20 protein-coding genes and 2 pseudogenes are annotated in these 18534 nt (G+C 31.7%); 11 read left to right on the forward strand and 11 right to left on the reverse strand.

Annotated features, from left to right (window positions below; all coding sequences use genetic code 11):
* The 9 genes from CCO88_RS02320 to CCO88_RS02360 all read left to right on the forward strand — a co-directional run.
* Window positions 1-294, forward strand: a 294-nt coding sequence (locus tag CCO88_RS02320; protein WP_002780071.1) for a MetQ/NlpA family ABC transporter substrate-binding protein, incomplete at its 5' end; no start/stop codon positions are given.
* A 77-nt stretch (window positions 295-371) separates the two neighbouring features.
* Entirely contained in the window at window positions 372-1034 is a 663-nt protein-coding gene (flgA, locus tag CCO88_RS02325; protein WP_002784424.1) for a flagellar basal body P-ring formation chaperone FlgA, read from the forward strand.
* Window positions 1031-1594, forward strand: coding sequence for a UbiX family flavin prenyltransferase (locus CCO88_RS02330; protein ID WP_002776650.1), 564 nt, complete (start codon window positions 1031-1033; stop codon window positions 1592-1594). The genes flgA and CCO88_RS02330 overlap by 4 nt, the downstream gene beginning before the upstream one ends.
* A gap of 39 nt (window positions 1595-1633) precedes the next feature.
* Window positions 1634-2110, forward strand: a complete 477-nt coding sequence (gene coaD, locus CCO88_RS02335; RefSeq protein ID WP_002776649.1) for a pantetheine-phosphate adenylyltransferase — start codon at window positions 1634-1636, stop codon at window positions 2108-2110.
* Complete coding sequence (tmk, locus tag CCO88_RS02340; protein WP_002780065.1) at window positions 2101-2679, forward strand: dTMP kinase; 579 nt, start codon at window positions 2101-2103, stop codon at window positions 2677-2679. Before coaD ends, tmk begins: the two co-directional genes overlap by 10 nt.
* Window positions 2676-3902, forward strand: a complete 1227-nt coding sequence (gene hisS, locus CCO88_RS02345; protein WP_002780063.1) for a histidine--tRNA ligase — start codon at window positions 2676-2678, stop codon at window positions 3900-3902. The genes tmk and hisS overlap by 4 nt, the downstream gene beginning before the upstream one ends.
* The gene (gene speA / locus CCO88_RS02350) at window positions 3899-5734 is read left to right on the forward strand and encodes a biosynthetic arginine decarboxylase (protein ID WP_002776646.1); all 1836 of its coding nucleotides are present in this window, start codon (window positions 3899-3901) and stop codon (window positions 5732-5734) included. The genes hisS and speA overlap by 4 nt, the downstream gene beginning before the upstream one ends.
* Window positions 5735-6367 carry a serine O-acetyltransferase gene (gene cysE / locus CCO88_RS02355; protein ID WP_002780061.1) on the forward strand — a complete coding sequence of 211 codons (633 nt, stop codon included), beginning with the start codon at window positions 5735-5737 and terminating at the stop codon, window positions 6365-6367. It begins immediately after the preceding gene.
* Window positions 6368-6517: 150 nt separating this feature from the next.
* Window positions 6518-7687 carry a pyridoxal phosphate-dependent aminotransferase gene (locus CCO88_RS02360; RefSeq protein ID WP_002780059.1) on the forward strand — a complete coding sequence of 390 codons (1170 nt, stop codon included), beginning with the start codon at window positions 6518-6520 and terminating at the stop codon, window positions 7685-7687.
* A gap of 109 nt (window positions 7688-7796) precedes the next feature.
* Here the strand turns inward: CCO88_RS02360 and CCO88_RS02365 are convergent, their stop codons facing one another.
* Entirely contained in the window at window positions 7797-8138 is a 342-nt protein-coding gene (locus tag CCO88_RS02365) for a cupin domain-containing protein (RefSeq protein WP_002776640.1), read from the reverse strand.
* A gap of 69 nt (window positions 8139-8207) precedes the next feature.
* Window positions 8208-9230 carry an MBL fold metallo-hydrolase gene (locus CCO88_RS02370; RefSeq protein WP_002814902.1) on the reverse strand — a complete coding sequence of 341 codons (1023 nt, stop codon included), beginning with the start codon at window positions 9228-9230 and terminating at the stop codon, window positions 8208-8210.
* A gap of 164 nt (window positions 9231-9394) precedes the next feature.
* Between CCO88_RS02370 and CCO88_RS02375 the strand changes: the two genes are divergently transcribed.
* Window positions 9395-10177 carry a flagellar basal body-associated FliL family protein gene (locus CCO88_RS02375; RefSeq protein ID WP_323694656.1) on the forward strand — a complete coding sequence of 261 codons (783 nt, stop codon included), beginning with the start codon at window positions 9395-9397 and terminating at the stop codon, window positions 10175-10177.
* A gap of 55 nt (window positions 10178-10232) precedes the next feature.
* Here CCO88_RS02375 and dnaK read toward each other — a convergent pair whose 3' ends face one another.
* From dnaK to cfrA, 4 genes are all read right to left on the reverse strand, one after another.
* Window positions 10233-12104 carry a molecular chaperone DnaK gene (dnaK, locus tag CCO88_RS02380; protein WP_002780053.1) on the reverse strand — a complete coding sequence of 624 codons (1872 nt, stop codon included), beginning with the start codon at window positions 12102-12104 and terminating at the stop codon, window positions 10233-10235.
* Window positions 12105-12125: 21 nt separating this feature from the next.
* Window positions 12126-12656 carry a nucleotide exchange factor GrpE gene (grpE, locus tag CCO88_RS02385; RefSeq protein ID WP_002780052.1) on the reverse strand — a complete coding sequence of 177 codons (531 nt, stop codon included), beginning with the start codon at window positions 12654-12656 and terminating at the stop codon, window positions 12126-12128.
* Window positions 12653-13447 (reverse strand): HrcA family transcriptional regulator, encoded by a 795-nt coding sequence (locus CCO88_RS02390; RefSeq protein ID WP_072215643.1) that lies wholly within the window; start codon window positions 13445-13447, stop codon window positions 12653-12655. The genes grpE and CCO88_RS02390 overlap by 4 nt, the downstream gene beginning before the upstream one ends.
* 300 nt (window positions 13448-13747) lie before the next feature.
* Complete coding sequence (gene cfrA / locus CCO88_RS02395) at window positions 13748-15838, reverse strand: TonB-dependent ferric enterobactin receptor CfrA (protein WP_002839246.1); 2091 nt, start codon at window positions 15836-15838, stop codon at window positions 13748-13750.
* A gap of 324 nt (window positions 15839-16162) precedes the next feature.
* On the opposite strand from cfrA, the gene CCO88_RS02400 reads away from it, so the two are divergent.
* A complete protein-coding gene (locus tag CCO88_RS02400; RefSeq protein ID WP_002776622.1) occupies window positions 16163-16861 on the forward strand; it encodes a TonB family protein in 699 nt (232 codons plus the stop codon).
* 91 nt (window positions 16862-16952) lie between these two features.
* Here CCO88_RS02400 and CCO88_RS10850 read toward each other — a convergent pair.
* The 5 genes and pseudogenes from CCO88_RS10850 to CCO88_RS10300 form a co-directional block, all read right to left on the reverse strand.
* A pseudogene (locus CCO88_RS10850) lies at window positions 16953-17325 on the reverse strand (RNA-guided endonuclease InsQ/TnpB family protein).
* Between the two features lie 15 nt (window positions 17326-17340).
* Window positions 17341-17496: pseudogene (locus CCO88_RS10855) on the reverse strand (RNA-guided endonuclease InsQ/TnpB family protein); the annotation flags it as partial.
* A gap of 4 nt (window positions 17497-17500) precedes the next feature.
* The gene (locus CCO88_RS10860) at window positions 17501-17764 is read right to left on the reverse strand and encodes a hypothetical protein (RefSeq protein WP_002780047.1); all 264 of its coding nucleotides are present in this window, start codon (window positions 17762-17764) and stop codon (window positions 17501-17503) included.
* 219 nt (window positions 17765-17983) lie between these two features.
* Window positions 17984-18109 (reverse strand): hypothetical protein, encoded by a 126-nt coding sequence (locus tag CCO88_RS11025; RefSeq protein WP_002852480.1) that lies wholly within the window; start codon window positions 18107-18109, stop codon window positions 17984-17986.
* An 84-nt stretch (window positions 18110-18193) separates the two neighbouring features.
* On the reverse strand, window positions 18194-18286 hold the full coding sequence (locus tag CCO88_RS10300) for a hypothetical protein (protein WP_002776614.1): 93 nt from the start codon (window positions 18284-18286) through the stop codon (window positions 18194-18196).
* Window positions 18287-18534: the final 248 nt, after the last annotated feature.

An 18534-nucleotide genomic window follows, 5' to 3' on the forward strand; every position in this document is an offset into this window, starting at 1 on the left:
AATCCTAAAAATCTTAAATTTATAGAGCTAAAAGCCGCACAACTTCCAAGAGCTTTAAATGATGTAGATTTAGCAGTCATTACGACAAATTATGCCCTTGGCGCAGGACTTAATCCTCTAAAAGATGGAATTTTTATAGAGGATAAAGACAGCTTATATGCTATAGTTCTGGCAGTAAGACAAGGTGATGAAAAAAACGAAAAAAGTCTAATTCTTAAAGAAATTCTAACCAGTGATAAAATAAAAAATTTCATCAATGAGCAATACAAAGGCTCTGTTATACCTACTTTTTAATCCAAGCAAAGCCTTTAAAGGCTTTGTAAATTTGTATTGGGTAAAATATAAAAGATTAATACCATATTAGGCTGGCAATGAGAATTATATCTTTTATTTTTTTTGTTTTTATTGGTTTAAGCCATGGTGCAAATTTAGAAGAGATTAAAACTGCACTTGTCAAAGAATTTAAAAACAATTTTCCAAGTTTAATCATCAAAAATATCGATTTAAAAATCACTACTTTACCTAAAGATTTCGAACAATATCAATTTATAAGAATAGCCAATGCTCGTTTTAACCAAGCGCAAGGATTTATAAGGGCTGAATTTAAAACCCCACAAAATATACAAAAAAATGTATTTTTTCGTTATTTTATGCAAGCAAGTTTAGAAGTATTAAAAAGTGAGCGCTCTATACAAAGAGGAGATAAACTTGGCGCTTTTGACTATAAAAGCGTACTTATGGACTTTGATAAAGTTCCCTCTAACGCTCTCGCTCTTGAAGACACTCACAATCTCATAGCAAAAAGCAATATCAGTAAAAATACTATTTTAAAAGAAAATATGTTTAAAACCATGGCTCTTATTCGCCGCAATGACCCTATAATAGGTGTTTTAAGTGATGGAAATGTTGATGTATTAATAGAACTCACAGCCTTACACAGTGCCGATATGGGAGAAAGAATTCGAGCAAAAAACAAAGAGGGTAAAGTCATGCAAGGTATAGTTACAGGAAAAAATAGGATGATTATACAATGAAAATTTTATTAGGAATTTCAGGATCTAGTAGTACGCATTTAGGACTTAAACTTTTAAAAAATTTGGAAAATAAATGCGAGCTTTATTGTATTATTACTGAAGGTGCAAAGATAAGTTTTGAAGCTGAAAATAAGAAAAACTTGGAAAAAATTTGTCAAGAACAATTTCAAAATATCTGTTTTTTAAATGATAATAACCTAAGCGCAAGTGTTGCAAGCGGATCTTTTAGTATAGAAAAAACCATCATTGCACCCTGCTCTATCTCGAGCCTTGCTAAAATTCACGCAGGATTAGCCGACACACTTTTGATGCGAGCTGCTGCCGTGGCTCTAAAAGAAAGAAAAAGTTTGATTTTAGGAGTAAGAGAAATGCCCTTTTCAACTTTAATTTTAGAACATATGCACAAGCTTAGTCAACTAGGTGTTATCATCGCACCTCCTATTATAGCGAGCTATTCTCATGCTAGTAATTTAGAACAAATGGAAAATTTTATCATAGGAAAATGGCTAGATCTTTTAGGAATTTCTCATAATTTATACGAAAGATGGCAGAATTTTTAGCTTAAATTTGTTATATTTTTAAAAATTTTTGGAGTAAAAATGACTTGTTTATATCCAGGGACTTTTGACCCTATTACAAATGGACATTTAGATGTGATTAAAAGAGCGCTTAAAATCTTTGATAAAGTGATTGTAGCTATAGCAAATAGCGAGCATAAAAAGCCTTGTTTTAGCTTAGAACAAAGAAAGGAGCTTGCAAAGCTTGCTACTTCACATTTAAACAATGTAGAAATTATCACTTTTGATAATCTCCTTGTAGATTTAGCCAAAGAGCTCAAAGTAAATACCATAGTAAGAGGACTTAGAGCAGTAAGTGATTTTGAATACGAACTACAAATTGGCTATGCTAATCACGCCCTTTGGGAAGAGATTGAAACCATTTATCTAATGCCAAATTTAAAAAATGCGTTTATCTCAAGTTCTATAGTTAGATCTATTGCTTCCCATGGAGGAGATATCAGCACTTTAGTCCCTAAAGAAATTTTACCCTTTTTAAAGGATTTGCCTTGTATGTAGTTTTTGAAGGGGTGGATTGTGTTGGTAAAAGTACGCAAATTTCACTTTTAAAAGAATGTTTTAAAGAAGCCGTTTTTACTGCAGAGCCTGGGGGAACCAAACTAGGCAATCACCTAAGAGAGCTTTTACTTTATAAACCCTATCAACTTGACAAAAAAACCGAGCTTTTGCTTTTTTTAGCTGATCGTGCGCAGCACTGTGAGGAAATTTTAAAAGCAAATCAAGATAAACTCATTATTAGCGATAGAAGTTTTATTTCAGGCATGGCTTATGCAAAAGATTTTGAAAACGAAGAGCTTTTTAGACTTAATGCCTTTGCTTTAGAAAATTTCTTCCCGCAAAAAGTTATTTTTTTAAAAGGCGATGAAAATTTAATCAAAGAACGTCTTAGCCAAAAAGAGCAAGATGCTATAGAAAAACGCGGAATTGATTATTTCTTAAGTGTCCAAGATAAACTTGAAAATACTCTTTATTTTTTAAAAGAAAAAATAAATCTTCAAGTTTTAACCCTAAATGCAAATGATACAAAAGAAAATTTACACCAAAAAATAAAGGATTTTTTACAATGATTAATGCTCTAAAAGGTATGAAAGATTTAAGCGATAAAGATGCGCTATATTATGAAAAAATTATCAAAACTTGCGAAGAAGTTGCAAAAAACTACGGGTTTAATTTCATCAATACTCCACATTTAGAGCAAAGCATACTTTTTAAAAGAAGTGTAGGAGAAAGTTCTGACATCGTTGGCAAAGAAATGTATGAATTTACAGACAAAGGGGGCAATGAAGTCTGTATGCGCCCTGAAGGCACAGCAGGAGTCGTGCGTGCCTATATAGAAAAAAAATTAGATAAAAACATCAGCGTAAAGCGTTGGTTTTATCATGGCTCTATGTTTCGTTATGAAAGACCTCAAAAGGGTCGCTTAAGAGAATTTCATCAATTTGGAGTTGAAAGCTTTGGTATGCCTAGCGTTTATGAAGATGCGAGTATTATTTTAATGCTAGTAGAAATTTTCTCACGCCTTGGTATTGATTTCAAACTTCAACTTAATTCTTTAGGCTGCTCACAATGCTTGCCAAAATACCGCGATGAGCTCGTTGAATTCTTAGATTCTAAAGAAGGTTTTTGCGAAGATTGTTTGCGTAGAAAAAATTTAAATCCTATTCGCGTTTTGGATTGTAAAAATGAATATTGTCAAAATTTGCTTGAAAATGCTCCACTTTTAATCAATAATTTATGTACCTCTTGCCAAAAAGACTTTGAAACACTACAACAAATTTTAAAGGATAATGGAGTTAAATTTGAGTTAGATTCAAAACTTGTGAGGGGCTTGGATTATTATTCTAAAACGGCTTTTGAATTTATAAGCGATGAAATAGGAGCAAAAGCCGCCATTGCAGGTGGAGGACGCTACGATAGACTTATAGAGTATTTAGGTGGAAAAAGTGGCTATGGTATAGGTTTTGCCATGGGTATAGAAAGAATTATAGCCATTTTAGAACAAAAAGAAGAGTTAGAAAAAAGAGAGGGAATTTATCTTTGTGCTATGGATGAAATTTATATCCCAAAACTTTTGCAAATTGCTACCAAGCTTAGAAAAAAACACAAAGTAATCTTAAGCTATGAAGCTAGAAAACTTGCCAAGCACTTAGAAAATGGAGATAAGATAAATTCAAAACATTTTCTTTGCATGGGGGAAAATGAAGCAAAAAGCGAAAGTTTGTTTTATAAAAATTTAGAAAACAAAGATGAAAAAGTGATTAAAATTTCAGATTTGGAGAATGCTTTATGATGAATTATGGAATTGATATCTGGGGAAATGATAATTTTATCATCAAAAATGGTAAAGTTTGTATCAATCACGAAAAAAAACCTGCCATTATCGATATAGTAAAAGAGCTAAGAGATGATGGATATAAAGGCCCTTTGCTCTTAAGATTTCCTCATTTGATTCAAAAGCAAATTGAAAGTATTTATGGAAGTTTTAATAAAGCAAGAAAGGAATTTAATTATAAAGGAAAATTCAATGCCGTTTATCCTTTAAAAGTCAATCAATATCCTGGTTTTGTAAAAAATCTCGTTCGTTTAGGTAAGGATTATAATTACGGTCTTGAAGCAGGTTCTAAGGCTGAGCTTTTACTTGCCATGGCTTACAATAACGAAGATGCGCCTATTACCGTAAATGGATTTAAAGATAGAGAGCTTATAAATATAGGTTTTATAGCCGCTGAAATGGGACACAATATCACCTTAACCATAGAAGGACTAAACGAGCTTGAAGCCATTGTTGATATAGCTAAGGAGCGCTTTAAGCCTAAACCCAATATAGGCTTGCGTGTGCGTTTGCACTCTGCAGGTGTAGGAATTTGGGCAAAAAGCGGGGGGATTAATTCTAAATTTGGACTTACCTCTACTGAACTTATAGAAGCTGTAAATTTACTCAAAGAAAACAAGCTTTTAGAGCAATTTACCATGATACATTTTCATCTTGGTTCGCAAATCACTGAAATTCATCCTCTTAAAAAAGCCTTAAATGAAGCAGGTAACATCTATACCGAGCTTAGAAAAATGGGGGCTAAAAATTTAAAAGCTATCAATCTAGGTGGCGGTTTAGCAGTGGAATACTCGCAATTTAAAAATGAAAAAAGTAGAAATTATACCTTAAGAGAATACGCTAACGATGTGGTATTTATATTGAAAAATATAGCCGAGCAAAAAAAAGATCTTGAGCCTGATATTTTTATAGAGAGCGGGCGTTTTGTCGCGGCCAATCACGCCGTTTTAGTCGCTCCTGTTTTAGAGCTTTTCTCTCAAGAATACACAGAAAGCAAGCTTATACTAAAAAAGCAAAATCCAAAACTTATCGATGAACTTTACGATCTTTACAAAAGCATAAAGCCTTCCAATGCTTTAGAATATTTGCACGATAGTATCGATCATTTAGAAAGCATCTTAACACTTTTTGACTTAGGTTATGTGGATTTGCAAGATCGTTCTAATGCTGAAATTTTAACACATTTAATCACAAAAAAAGCCATTTTGCTTTTAGGTGATAAGCAAAATCCTGCGGATTTACTTGCTATACAAGATGAAGTGCAAGAAAGGTATTTGGTAAATTTTTCACTCTTTCAAAGCATACCTGATTTTTGGGGCTTGGAGCAAAATTTCCCTATCATGCCACTTGATAGACTTGACGAAGAACCAACAAGAAGCGCAAGCATATGGGATATAACCTGCGATAGCGATGGCGAAATTTCGTATTCTAAAAACAATCCTTTATTTTTGCATGATGTAGATGTAGAAAAAGAAAATTATTTTCTAGGTTTTTTCCTTGTAGGAGCTTATCAAGAAGTGCTTGGAATGAAGCACAATCTTTTTACCCATCCTACCGAAGCAACGATAAGTGTCAATGAAAAAGGCTATGAAATCGAAGGGATTATAGAAGCTCAATCCATACTTGATGCTTTAGAAGATCTAGACTATGATATACATACGATTATGGATATACTTAATGAACGCATTAGCAATTCTAAGCTTGTCAATGAAAAGCAGAAAAAACACATTTTAGGCGAACTTTATCTTTTCTTAAATGATAATGGCTATTTAAAAAGCATAGGAGTATAAATGGGATTTTTCGGCATTATAAAAGAAGATTTTTCCCAACCAAAAGTACAAGATCCAGCGTATAATTCTTGTGTAGAACTTTTTTTTAATTACCCGGGTGTATGGGCGGTAGTAAATTACCGCTTTGCGCATTTTTTTTATACAAAAAATTTCAAGCGCACCGCTAGGATAATCAGCGGAATTTCACAATTTTTAACAGGCGTAGATCTACATCCGGGTGCAACTTTAGGCAGACGCATTTTTATAGATCATGCTAATGGAGTGGTGATAGGACAAACCGCGGTCATAGAAGATGATGTTTTAATCTATCAAGGCGTAACCCTAGGCGGAACCAGTCTTGAAAAGGGTATTAAACGCCATCCTACCATCAAAAAAGGAGTGATTATAGGCTCGGGTGCAAAAGTACTCGGTAATATCACTATAGGAGAAAATGCCAAAATAGGCTCCAATGCCGTTGTTGTTAAAGATGTAGGAGCAAATTTAACCGCAGTAGGAATTCCTGCTTATATAGTAGAAGAGCGTCGTAAAAACAAGGAAAACACAAGGGCTGTTGATGCAAACTGCGAAGACAAGCTCGAAAAGCTAGAGAGAAAAATTGCAGAACTTGAAAAAGCTTTATCAGATATAAAATAATATATAAAAATCTTATATATTATTTTATATTTTTTAACCTTTAACGAATTTGCACATTAGTTCATTTTTACATTATTAATTTTTAATTAAATTCACTGCATAAGTGTGTTTTTTTGCTAAAATTAGACAAAAAATTCAAAAGGACAACAGATGTTAACCCAAAGATCACAAGTTTTAGAAGAATCCATCACTCTAGCAATCACTGCGCTTGCTAACGAGTTAAAAGCTAAGGGTGAAGATGTGATCAGCTTCTCCGCAGGTGAGCCTGATTTTGACACCCCGCAAACCATCAAAAATGCAGCTATTGCTGCCATAGAAAAGGGTTGTGGTAAATACACTGCTGTTGCAGGAATTGCTGATGTATTAAAAGCTATTCAAAACAAACTCAAAAAAGACAATAATCTTAGCTATGAAACAAGTGAAATTATTACAAATGTAGGGGCAAAGCATTCTCTTTTTGAATGTATAGAATGTCTAGTTGAAGAAGGCGATGAAGTCATCATTCCTAGTCCTTATTGGGTGAGCTATCCTGAAATGGTTAAATTTGCAGGTGGAAAGCCTGTATTTATCGAGGGTTTAGAAGAAAATGGCTTTAAAATCAACGCAGAGCAGCTTAAAAAAGCCATCACTCCTAAAACTAAAATTTTAATGCTTAATTCTCCTTCAAATCCTGTAGGCTCTATCTACAACAAAGAAGAGCTTTTAAGTATTGCTAAGGTTTTAGAGGGTACAAAGATTATCGTATTAAGTGATGAAATGTATGAAAAACTTCGCTACGATGGCTTTGAATTTGTAGCTTTTGCAAGTGTAAGCGAAGATGCTTTAAATCGCACTGTGACCATCAATGGACTTAGTAAATGCGGTGCTATGCCTGGATGGCGTTTTGGCTATATGGCAAGTAAAAACAAAGCCTTGATTTCAGCTGTTAAAAGACTTCAAGGCCAAAGCACTTCAAATATCTGCTCTATCACTCAGCACGCTGCCATACCTGCCTTAAATGGAGAATGTGATGAGGATATAGAAAAAATGCGTCAAGCTTTTGAAAAGCGTCGCGATTTAGCCTTAAATATGCTTCATCAAATTCCAAATATTAGCGTCTATAAGCCTGAAGGAGCTTTTTATCTTTTTGTAAATACTCAAAAAATTGAAAAAGATTCTATGAAATTTTGCCAAAAATTACTAGAACAAGAAAAAGTTGCTGTAGTTCCAGGTATCGGTTTTGGCATGGATGGATATTTTAGACTTTCTTATGCTACAAGCGATGAACTTATCAAAAAAGGCATAGAAAGAATAGCAAATTTTATTAAAAATTATAAATAATTCTAGGTTTAAAACCTAGAATTGCTAACTTTGTTAGGCAATCAAATAAAATTCAAATGACCCAAATTTAAACTTTCTCAAACCCAAATTTCAAAATAAAACCAAAAAATCAAGGTTTTTTAAGCACTGCATTTACTCTTTGGACTTTATCTAGTTTATTTAAACTAAGTCTTATCACAGAATCTTCTAATCCTCCTAAAGAATGAGGCACATTTGCTTCTAAGCTTATCATATCTAAAGTATTGAATTCAAATTTCTCATTTTCTACTTCAAACCAAATTTTACCACTTAAAACTTGCACGCGGATAGCAAAGGGTGCTTTATGCTCTTTCATCACGCTATCTTTAGCAAGTAAAATTTGAATTTCCTTGCTGTGCTCATCATCGATTAAAACATTGATTTTTACTTCTTTGGGGCTAAAATCCGCTTTATTCCATTGAGTGATTTTCATAAAATCTCCTTTTTAATTTTATAAGATTGTAACAAAAATCAAAACACAGACTATAAACTTGTGTTAATTTTATCCTTCTTTCCACCAAAAATCTTGCTCAAACTCACTTCCCACCTCATAAGCTTCGCCCATTTTTGGTGTAATCAAAGGCAAATTTGAATTCTCATAAAGATATTCTACCACTCCATTCCACGCATGAGTTCCTGCTAAAAACCTTCCCCAATGTATAGGCATTAAAGCTTTTGCATTCAAATCTTTTGCTTCTTTTAAAATTTGATCAGGAAAAGAATGCGAAAAAGGCCAAGCGGCATTAAATTGACCGCTTTCAAGACAAACTAAATCAAAACCACCAAAATAAGCCCCGATTTTTTTAAAATGTGTAAAATATCCTCCATCGCCACTAAAAAACACCCTTTTGTCCGCGCTTAAAAATTCCATCACAAAAGAAGCCCAAAGAGTTTTATTTAACCCATCGCCCCTGCTTGAACTATGCTGCGCAGGCGTTGCAACAATCCTTAAATCATCAAATTCCACCCCACTCCACCAATCAAGCTCTATGATTTTTTTCTCACTCACTCCATAACTTTTTAGATAATTTCCTACTTTTAAAGGCGCGATAAAAAATTTAGCCCTATCTTTTAAAGTTTTCACGCTTTTTTCATCTAAATGATCAAAATGAGAATGAGTGATAATCACGGCAAAAATTTCATCAAAATCATTGGCATTATAAACAGGTGCATTTTTAAAAGCTTTATTAATAAAAGAAAAAGGTGAAGCGTGAGTGTTAAAGATAGGATCGATTAAAATTTTATAGTTTTTATAACTCACAAAAAGCGATGAATGTCCAAGCCAAGTGATGTGCGGAGTACGAAAATACTTTAAATTTGGCTTAAAAAAAGGAAGTTTAAAAGTCGCCTTAGCATTTTTAGGGTAAAGATAATAATACCTCAAAACTTCCCTAAAAGACACTTTAAAAGCATTATGTGTTTGGGGATTTTCATTAAGAAAAATTTCATATTTTTTACCCTGCACTTTTTTAGCTTTTTGGCGTTCTTTACTCGAAAGTTCAAAGGTTTTAAATGATAAATTCAATTTTTTCCTTTTTTATGTTTATTAAAATTATATCCAAGAAATTTTTAGATTAATTTTATTTTACACAAGTTTTTGGTTTACTTGTGTTAAAATGTCCAAATCAAATATTGGATAAAATGATGCAAAAATAAAATTTATATAAACTAGACAAAATACTTCAAGAAATTGATTTTATATTTAAACAAACCAAAGGCGAGCTTATGCAAGCTTTAAAAAATGAAATCAAACAAAAAGCTATTTTCATGTCACTAATCAACATTAAAGAAACGATAAAAAATATCCAAGATAGTGCAGATGCTGAAGTTATGGTAATTTTTTGCGAAGAAGATATGAAAAGACTCTCAAAAAGTAGAAATATTGCAGCACATAATAGTCAAGCCATGGATTTAAATATCGTAACAAATCTTATTCGTTACGATCTAGCAAGACTTAAACAAAGTATTGTTAATTTTAAAAATAATCCAAACAATTTACATTTTATTCCAAAAGAAGAAAATGTCAAAAAAAAGAATACTAAAACCACTAGAAGTATTAATTATTTTTTTATTTGTATGCATTTTATCTTGTATTATATTTATTACCTTTTTTTACTTAACAAGCCCTCCAAAAGCATAAGACAAGGAAATTTTTCATACAACTTTCATACAAGTTATTTTTATTCATTAGATCCTTTTATTCTTAACTTACCACAAGCTGGCAGACAAAAATATATACACTGCACCATTGATTTAGAATTAATAAAAGAAATTTCTTTAGAAGATTTTACAAAAATTTCACCCGTTATTAGAGATACTATTATTCAAACCATTCTAGCAAAAGAAATACAAGAAATTGAATTCTCTAATTTCAAACTAGAACTTCAAAGAGAATTAGTTAAAAAAATTAATGAAAAATTAGGCAATAAGCTGATTAAAGAATTATATTTTAGAGATTTTATCATCTCTTGAAAATTTTTATAAAATTTTCAAGCCTTTTAAAAAGGCTTGAATAGAGATTTTAAGATTACTCAACTTCAGCGTCGATTACATCGTCATCTTTTTTCTTTTTATCATTTGCTGTGTTTGGCTCATCTTTTTTATACATATTTTCAGCTAGTTTGTGAGAAACTTCACTTAAAGCTTTCATTTTAGCTTCGATTTCTTCTTTACTTGCATTTTGATTTTTCAAAGTCTCACGCAAATCATCAAGAGCTTTTTGGATATTTTCTTTATCGCTATCAGCTACTTTTTCTCCAAGCTCATTTAGAGATTTTTCCACTTGGTGCGCCAAGCTATCTGCTGCATTTCTCACATCTACGGCTTCTTTGCGTTTTTTATCTTCTTCTTTGTGAAGTTCGGCATCTTTTACCATATTGTTAATCTCTTCTTCACTAAGTCCGCTTGAACCTGTGATTTTGATCTCTTGTGCTTTACCTGTTGCTTTATCTTTTGCAGAAACAGTTAAAATACCATTTGCATCGATGTCAAAAGTTACTTCGATTTGTGGCATACCGCGTGGTGCTGGTGGAATTCCTTCAAGGTTGAAATTTCCTAAAGATTTATTATCACGACTAAATTCTCTTTCCCCTTGTAAAACATTGATAGTTACAGCACTTTGATTGTCTTCTGCAGTTGAGAAAACTTGCTCTTTTTTGGTTGGTATAGTTGTACCTTTTTCGATGATTTTAGTCATCACACCGCCTAAAGTTTCGATACCTAAAGAAAGTGGAGTTACATCAAGTAAAAGTACATCTTTTACATCACCTTTTATAACCGCACCTTGAATCGCCGCACCGATAGCCACAACTTCATCAGGATTTACAGATTTGTTAAGTTCTTTTCCAAAAGCTTTTTTAACCTCTTCTTGCACTAAAGGAACACGAGTAGAACCCCCTACCATAACGATTTCTTTAATTTCATTTTTATCAAGCCCTGCATCTTTTACCACTTCATTGATCTTAGTGATAGTTTCAGCCACTAAAGAATCAATCATACCTTCAAATTTAGCTCTAGTAAGTTTTTTAACCAAATGTTTTGGCCCACTTGCATCTGCTGTGATAAATGGTAAATTAATTTCAGTTTCATTAGCTGAGCTTAATTCTTTTTTAGCATTTTCTGCTGCTTCTTTCAAGCGTTGCAAAGCCATAACATCATTTTTAAGATCTATGCCTGTTTCATCTTTAAATTCATTAGCTAGAAAATCTATAAGTTTATTATCAAAATCATCACCACCTAAGAAAGCATTACCACCTGTTGCTAAAACTTCTACTACATTATCCCCTGTTTCAAGTACGGTAACATCAAAGGTTCCCCCACCTAGATCATAAACCACAATTTTTTCACTATCTTTTTTATCAAGTCCGTAAGCTAGAGCTGCTGAAGTAGGCTCGTTGATAATTCTTAATACATTAAGTCCTGCTATCGTTCCCGCTTCTTTTGTCGCTTTTCTTTGTGCATCGTTAAAATAAGCAGGCACAGTAATCACCGCATCAGTAACACTTTCACCCAAAAAAGCTTCTGCATCTTCTTTTAATTTCATCAAAACTTTTGCTGAAATTTCTTGTGGGGTGTAAATTTTACCTGCGATTTCTATTGCGCACGCACCATTTCTTTCAGTGATGTGGTAAGGAAGTCTATTTTTAGCTTCTTTAGCTGCATCTTCATTGATCATTAAACCCATAATTCTTTTGATAGAATAAATGGTTTTTTCAGGGTTGGTTACCGCTTGGCGTTTTGCACTATCGCCTACTAAAACTTCGCCTTTATCTGTAAAAGCTACCACTGAAGGAGTTGTGTTTTTTCCTTCTTTGTTTGGGATTACTTTACTCTCACCGCGTTCATACACAGCAACACAAGAATTGGTTGTTCCTAAATCTATACCTATAACTTTACTCATTTTTTATCCTTCTATTAAAATTTATTTTGCTACACTAACTTTGGTTGGGCGGATCACGCGATCGGCTATTTTATAACCTTTTTGAAGCACTTGAACCACTTCACCACTTTGATGGTTTTCACTATCTACATGAAACATTGCTTCATGTAAATTAGGATCAAACTCTTTTTCATCTTTGATAAGAGCCACTCCATGTTTTTCAAGTTTCTTAAGAAATAAATCTAAAGTATTTTGCACTCCTTCTTTGATTTTTAAGCTAATTTCATCTTGGCATTCGACATTAACAGCTGCTTCTAAAGCATCTAAAACATCAAGCAAATCCTTTGCAAAGCTTTCATTTGCATAAGCCATAGCACTTAGCTTTTCTTTTTCCATTCTTTTTTTAATATTTTCAAATTCAGCGTTTGCACGCATATATTTGTCTTTTAATTCATCATAGTCTTTTTGCAATTTGTTTTGCTCAACATCTTCGATATTTTGCAAATTCTCATCTTGCAAATGTTCAGAATTTTCTGCGTTTTCGTTTTCAAATTCTTGCTTTTGCTCGCTCACGCCGCCTCCTTTATGTATTGTAATATCTTTTTATAATCCGTATAAACACTACCTGCTAAGATAATATTTACATCTTCGCCCAAAAACTGCGCATCCACCTTAAGCCCCATAAAACCTTCTTTAAATAAAGGTTCAAATTCAAGACTTTCTTTAAAATGACGGTGAATTTGACAATCTAAGAGCTTAACAAATTCATCATTTTGATAAATTTGATAAGCTCTTTCTTCATTGCTTCTATAGCAAATCAAATTTTGTCTTAAGCTAGCTATTTTTTCTACAAGATCTATAAAATGAACTCTCAAAGCTATTTTTTCTATACTAGAAAGATCAAGTCCTATAAGACTTTGTAAAAAATTCCACGCTTCTTTTTCATATTTTAAAACGAGCTCTTCTTCTTTAAAATCAAGTACTATAAACTTAGCATTTAGATCAAGTACTTCTTTAAGTACTAAACTTCTACCTCCATAAACAAGACAATAAATTTCAAATTCTTTACTTAACTCTTTCAAAAAGCTTTCGTTTTTGATATGGATATTTTTATCTTGTTCTTTTTCCCAAAAACTTTGCCAATAATTTTGCATCGTTAAAATAGTAGGAATTCTACCACTACTTATATGAAGCTGAGTGATCAAACCCTCATCGCTAAGTCTTTTAAGATAAACGCGTATAGTCGAAGCAGGTATGCAAAGGTTTGAATTTAATTCATTAGAACCAATAGGTGCATTATCCAAAAGATAAGTTTGGATAATAGACTCTAAAATCAAATCCTTTTTATCTCGACTTTTCATCATGTTTTCCTTTAAAGCTAGCACTCTATTTTTTGATTGCTAGATATATTATACAACATTGAGTGTTATTTTGTCAAGTATAAATATAAAAAAATATACTTAATTTTATTTAGTCTATATAACTAAAGTTTTATTAGTTACTTTTTTATAAGGATAGGATATATTTCAAGATTGGTAAACAGGGTGATAATTAGATAAGAAATTTTAAATAGATTCGATAATTTAACTTTTTTAAAAGCACAAGATGCTATAAACAAAAAACCAAAGAAGCCTTTACAAGCTCTTTGGCTTTTCTATCAAAGCTTAAAAACTACCATTAATGGAAATATATATTCTTCTTCCTTCTTCTATACGATTGTAAGTATTGACCCAAGTAGGAGCACCGCTATTTTGATAAGATTCCCAACCATTTGTAAAGCTTTTGTCAAAAAGATTATAAATAGCTGCATTGATACTCCATTGCTTATTGATATCATAACGCACACCCATAGAAGCTAAAAAGATATCCTTATAATACTCTCTATTGATGTTCGTATCACCCATATAGCGATCTATTTGCCATTCGCCTTTTATCCAAGGGGTAATTTTATTATAGAAGCTGTATTCAGTTTTTAACATGATATTGTGTTTTAAACTATCCTGTTCAGGTTTACCTATCACACTTTTATCTTGTGCTTCTTTAACCTCACTATCAAGATAAGTATAAGCAAAATTTACATTTAAATTATCAAGAGGGCTTATCCCTGCTCCAAGCTCTATGCCTTTATATTCGACCTTGCCATGGTTGATTGCCTTAAAACATCTATCAGCACCACAAGTACCAATTCCTGGAATCATATTGTCTTTATTATATCTTTGGGTTGAAATTTTATCTTTAAAATTTGTTAAAAAACCTGTCGCAGAAACATAAAACAAATCATTATTGTAAATAGCTGCTATTTCATAATTTAAAGATGTCTCTTCTTTTAAATCAGGATTTCCATATATAGGAAATCTACCTTGACCACTATAATTATAAGCTCCATTTATCAAACGATTTGCATAAGGAGTCCTAAAACCCGTAGATACACCGCCTTTTAAAGTAAGTTCATCAGTAGGATTATAAACTAGATAAGCTCTTGGCGAAATATTATTTCCAAAAATTTCATGATGATTGTATCTTGCTCCAAAAGTCAATCTTAAGTTATCTTTTATGCTGTACTCATCCTCTGCAAATATTGCCAATAAATACTGATCAAAATTGGTCGGATTAGCTATTTTATCTTGCATTTTTTCAAGCCTATATTCACCACCTGCGCTTAAAATATGACTTTGTCCCAAAGGAATGACAGACTTAGTATCTAAGATAATATCTTCTGCGACTATATCTCTATTTTCTCCCAAAAACGGCTGTGTAGCTTGCCCTACGACTTCACGGCCATCATTGCTTACCCTATTGTATTGCAAACCAGAAGTGATAGAAAAGTTTTCATAAACACCCTCATGGCTTAAATAAGTTACAAATTTATCAACTTCCATAATATCTGCATAACCACCCGTTAAGCTACCTGGTGTTCTACCTGGACTTGTAATAGTTCCTAATTGACCTTGTTTATTATCGTAATGATTTCTTGAAAAATCTATATCAAATATAAAGGTATTATAATTATTAGCCAAATAACTGACTCTTGTTCCTATATTAAAATTATTTGCTTTTGTGGGACTTTGAGCTTGATCTCCTTGAACTCTTTGTCCACTTCCATTTGTAAATTCAACATTAGATTGCTGTCTGTAAAATTCTCTAAATCGAAGTGTTAGACCCAATTTGTCATTCATCAAAGGACCACTAGAATAAATACTCGTTCCATAAGTATTACCCCAATCTTTATTTTCATTTAAAAGAGCATCCAAACTTACAGAAGTTTCCCATTTATCACTTACTTTTTTGGTAATGATATTTACCACCCCGCCTAAAGCTTCAGAGCCATATAAAGTACTCATAGGACCTTTTATAACTTCTATTCTTTCTATGCTAGAAATTGGAGGTAATAAAGAATTTGAAATTTCATTAAAGCCATTAGGACCAACTTCCCCGCCAATACCCTGACGGCGTCCATCAATCAAAACCAAAGTATATCCCGTAATACCTCTCATGGTAATATTATAAGAACCTGTTTTTCCCTTGCTAGCATATAAATCAACGCCTGGGATATCTGCGATAGCCTCTGCAACATCTCTATAAGGCTTACTTTGTAATTCTTTTTTACTGATAACATTGATAGTAGCAGGAGCTTCTTTAATATCTTGAGTAAAGCCAGAAGCACTAACGATTGAGCTATCTAGTTCTACATTTTGCGATATGGCATTGGAGCTTAAGAGACCAATGGCGCAAACTGATAGACATATTTTTTTCATTTTTCTCCTTTTGTTAAATATTGATTTAGAAATCAAAATATTATGATAATAATTATTAATTTAAGATAAATTTTGTATCAATTGTGATAATTAGTATTAATTAAAAATTTATTTTTTCTTGCTATAATTCTTAAAAATATAAGTTTTTTTAGAGAAGTAAATAGCAAAAATTAAATATCTTTTAGATACAAGCTTGATTATTTGATTGTTATTTTTCTCTGTGAAATTTGTTTCAAAATTTATCTTTTTAAACAATTTACCATAGAATGTGTTTAAGAAATAAAGATATTTAAATCAAAAAATAAAATCATAACGGAGTAAAAGATGAAAACATTTATAAGCAATCATAAAAACCAATCTTCTTTTATCACTTTATTTGTTTTTACACCTTTATTTTTTGTTTTTCTTTATTCTAAAGATTTTTTACACATACAACCCAATGAAACTATTAAAGAAAATAAATTTAATATGGCAATCAAACATTTTGTACAAAATTCCTCCGATATGAAACCGACACAACCCACACAAACTATACAAGAGCCTTCGAATGTGCAACCCAAAGAACCTGTGCAAGAAATAAAAAAAATAAAACCGAGAAAAGAAAAACCTATCGCTAAACCTAAAAAAATAATCCCTCCAGCAAATGCAAAGGCAATAAGTCAACCCAAAAAAGATACAAACATGCAGCAACCAATCATGCAGCAACAAACTCCACAAGCCAGCTCTTACCAAAGCGTATCTTTAACTAGCAATAGTGAATTTTTAAAAGAAATAAAATCAGCAATCGATGAAGCCCTAATCTACCCTAGACAAGCTAGAAAAATGCGTATGAGTGGGGAGGTTCTTGTAGAATTTACCTGGACAAAAGAAAAGAAATTAGAAAATTTAAAAATACTTAAACCTTCAAAATATGATTTTCTAAATAAAAGTGCTTTAGAAACTATACGCATAGCTTCTAAAAAATTTCCACAATATGAAAAAACTTTTCATATAAAAATACCATTGGTATATAAATTAAGCTAAATCTTTCACAATATACTCTATTTTTAATGCAAATCACTCCAGCTTTGCTAACGCTTAGAAGTAGAAGCTTCCTAGCTAAAGCTAACTAGTATTAGCTAATTCGAAAGGCTTTGAGTTTATAGTCCTCAAGGCTAATTCCTAACCCAAACGACTTTAATCCACGCTTTAAGATATTATTTGCAGCATTAATATCTCTATGTAAAGTGTTGCCACATTTTTCACAAAGATACACTCTATCTTTAAACATAAGATTTTTTTTGATATTTCCACATACACTACAAGTTTTGCTTGTATATTGTGGATTGACTTTTATAAAGAATTTGCCATTATGCTTTGCTTTATACTCTAGATATTGAGAGAATTGATAGAATGAAATATTAAGAATAGATACTTTTAGCTTTTATATTCTTTAATTTAGCTCTTTTAGACATATTCTTAATTTGCAAATCTTCAACTGCTAGCAAGTCAAATTCTTGTATGAGTTTTGAAGTTATCTTGTGATAACTATCCTTTTTGATATTTGAACTTTTTTCATAGATTTTATTTAATTTTAATTGTGTTTTTTTGAAATTATGGCTTAACTTTGTTTTCTCCTTTTTTGTTTTTAATATTCTCCTGCTTTGTTTTCTTTGCAATCTTTTAATATTCAGCTCTACTAAGTAGCTTTGAGTTAGTAGCTATTAACTCTCCACTGCTTAAGGTAATCTCATTGATATTTAAATCAATGTCAACTGCTTTTTTAATATCAAAATCTTTGCTAGATATTAAAGAAACATTTGATTCATCATAAATGATACTAAAAGCTAAATAGTATTTATTGTGATTTTTGATAATAGTGATTTGATTAAACTTATAAGTATTTGGTAAATCTCTGTGATAACGCATTTTAAAAAATGTATTCATAAGTCTAAATATCTTAAACTTAGTAGTATCACTATCTTTGATTTTGTAGGCTTGATTATTCCAATTAAAGCTTTGCTTTGCAAATTTAGAGTTTTTAAATTTGGGAAAGCCTTTGTTTTTATCTCTAATTGCTTGCTCTAAGGCACGAGAAGATTAATCCTTGCTTGTTGGGTTACAACACTTTTATAGCTTAATTCTCTTGCTTTTATAAGGCTAGTTTTATTGATTATCTATCTTACTTGCCTTTAAATAACTCCTATCTTTTTTATCTAAATTCTTATTTTTATCCCACTGCTCTTGCTGTAAATTTAAACAAATATTATAGGCTTGATATAGATGAAACATTGATGATTAATAAGCTTTTGTTGTTCTTTGTTTAGGTAGAATTCTATATTTAAAACCTTTGGTTATTTGCATTGCTTTGTTCCATTAGGGCTTTTTTTCTTTTTGGTTATATATTTTTTTAGGGTAATTATCTTCTATGCCTTGATTTTCTGCATATTTTTTAAGAGTTTCTAGCATTATTCCGCATAGGTATTCTATAAAAAATTACTGATTATGTCAAATACCTAACTAGAGCCGTACAACTAACACTGTAAGCAATTCATCTCCCACTTAAGAAGTGAGAGTTTTATTGAATAAAAAAAGATAAATTTAAAGCAAATAATCTTTTTTTAGACAACACTAAACCCTTGCATGTATTTACAGCAATATTTATTTCATCATAAACAACCCCCAACCCATAAACCTCAATAAACACTATAAAATAA

Source organism: Campylobacter coli LMG 9860 (genome assembly GCF_000254135.1).
GTDB classification, from domain to species: domain Bacteria; phylum Campylobacterota; class Campylobacteria; order Campylobacterales; family Campylobacteraceae; genus Campylobacter_D; species Campylobacter_D coli.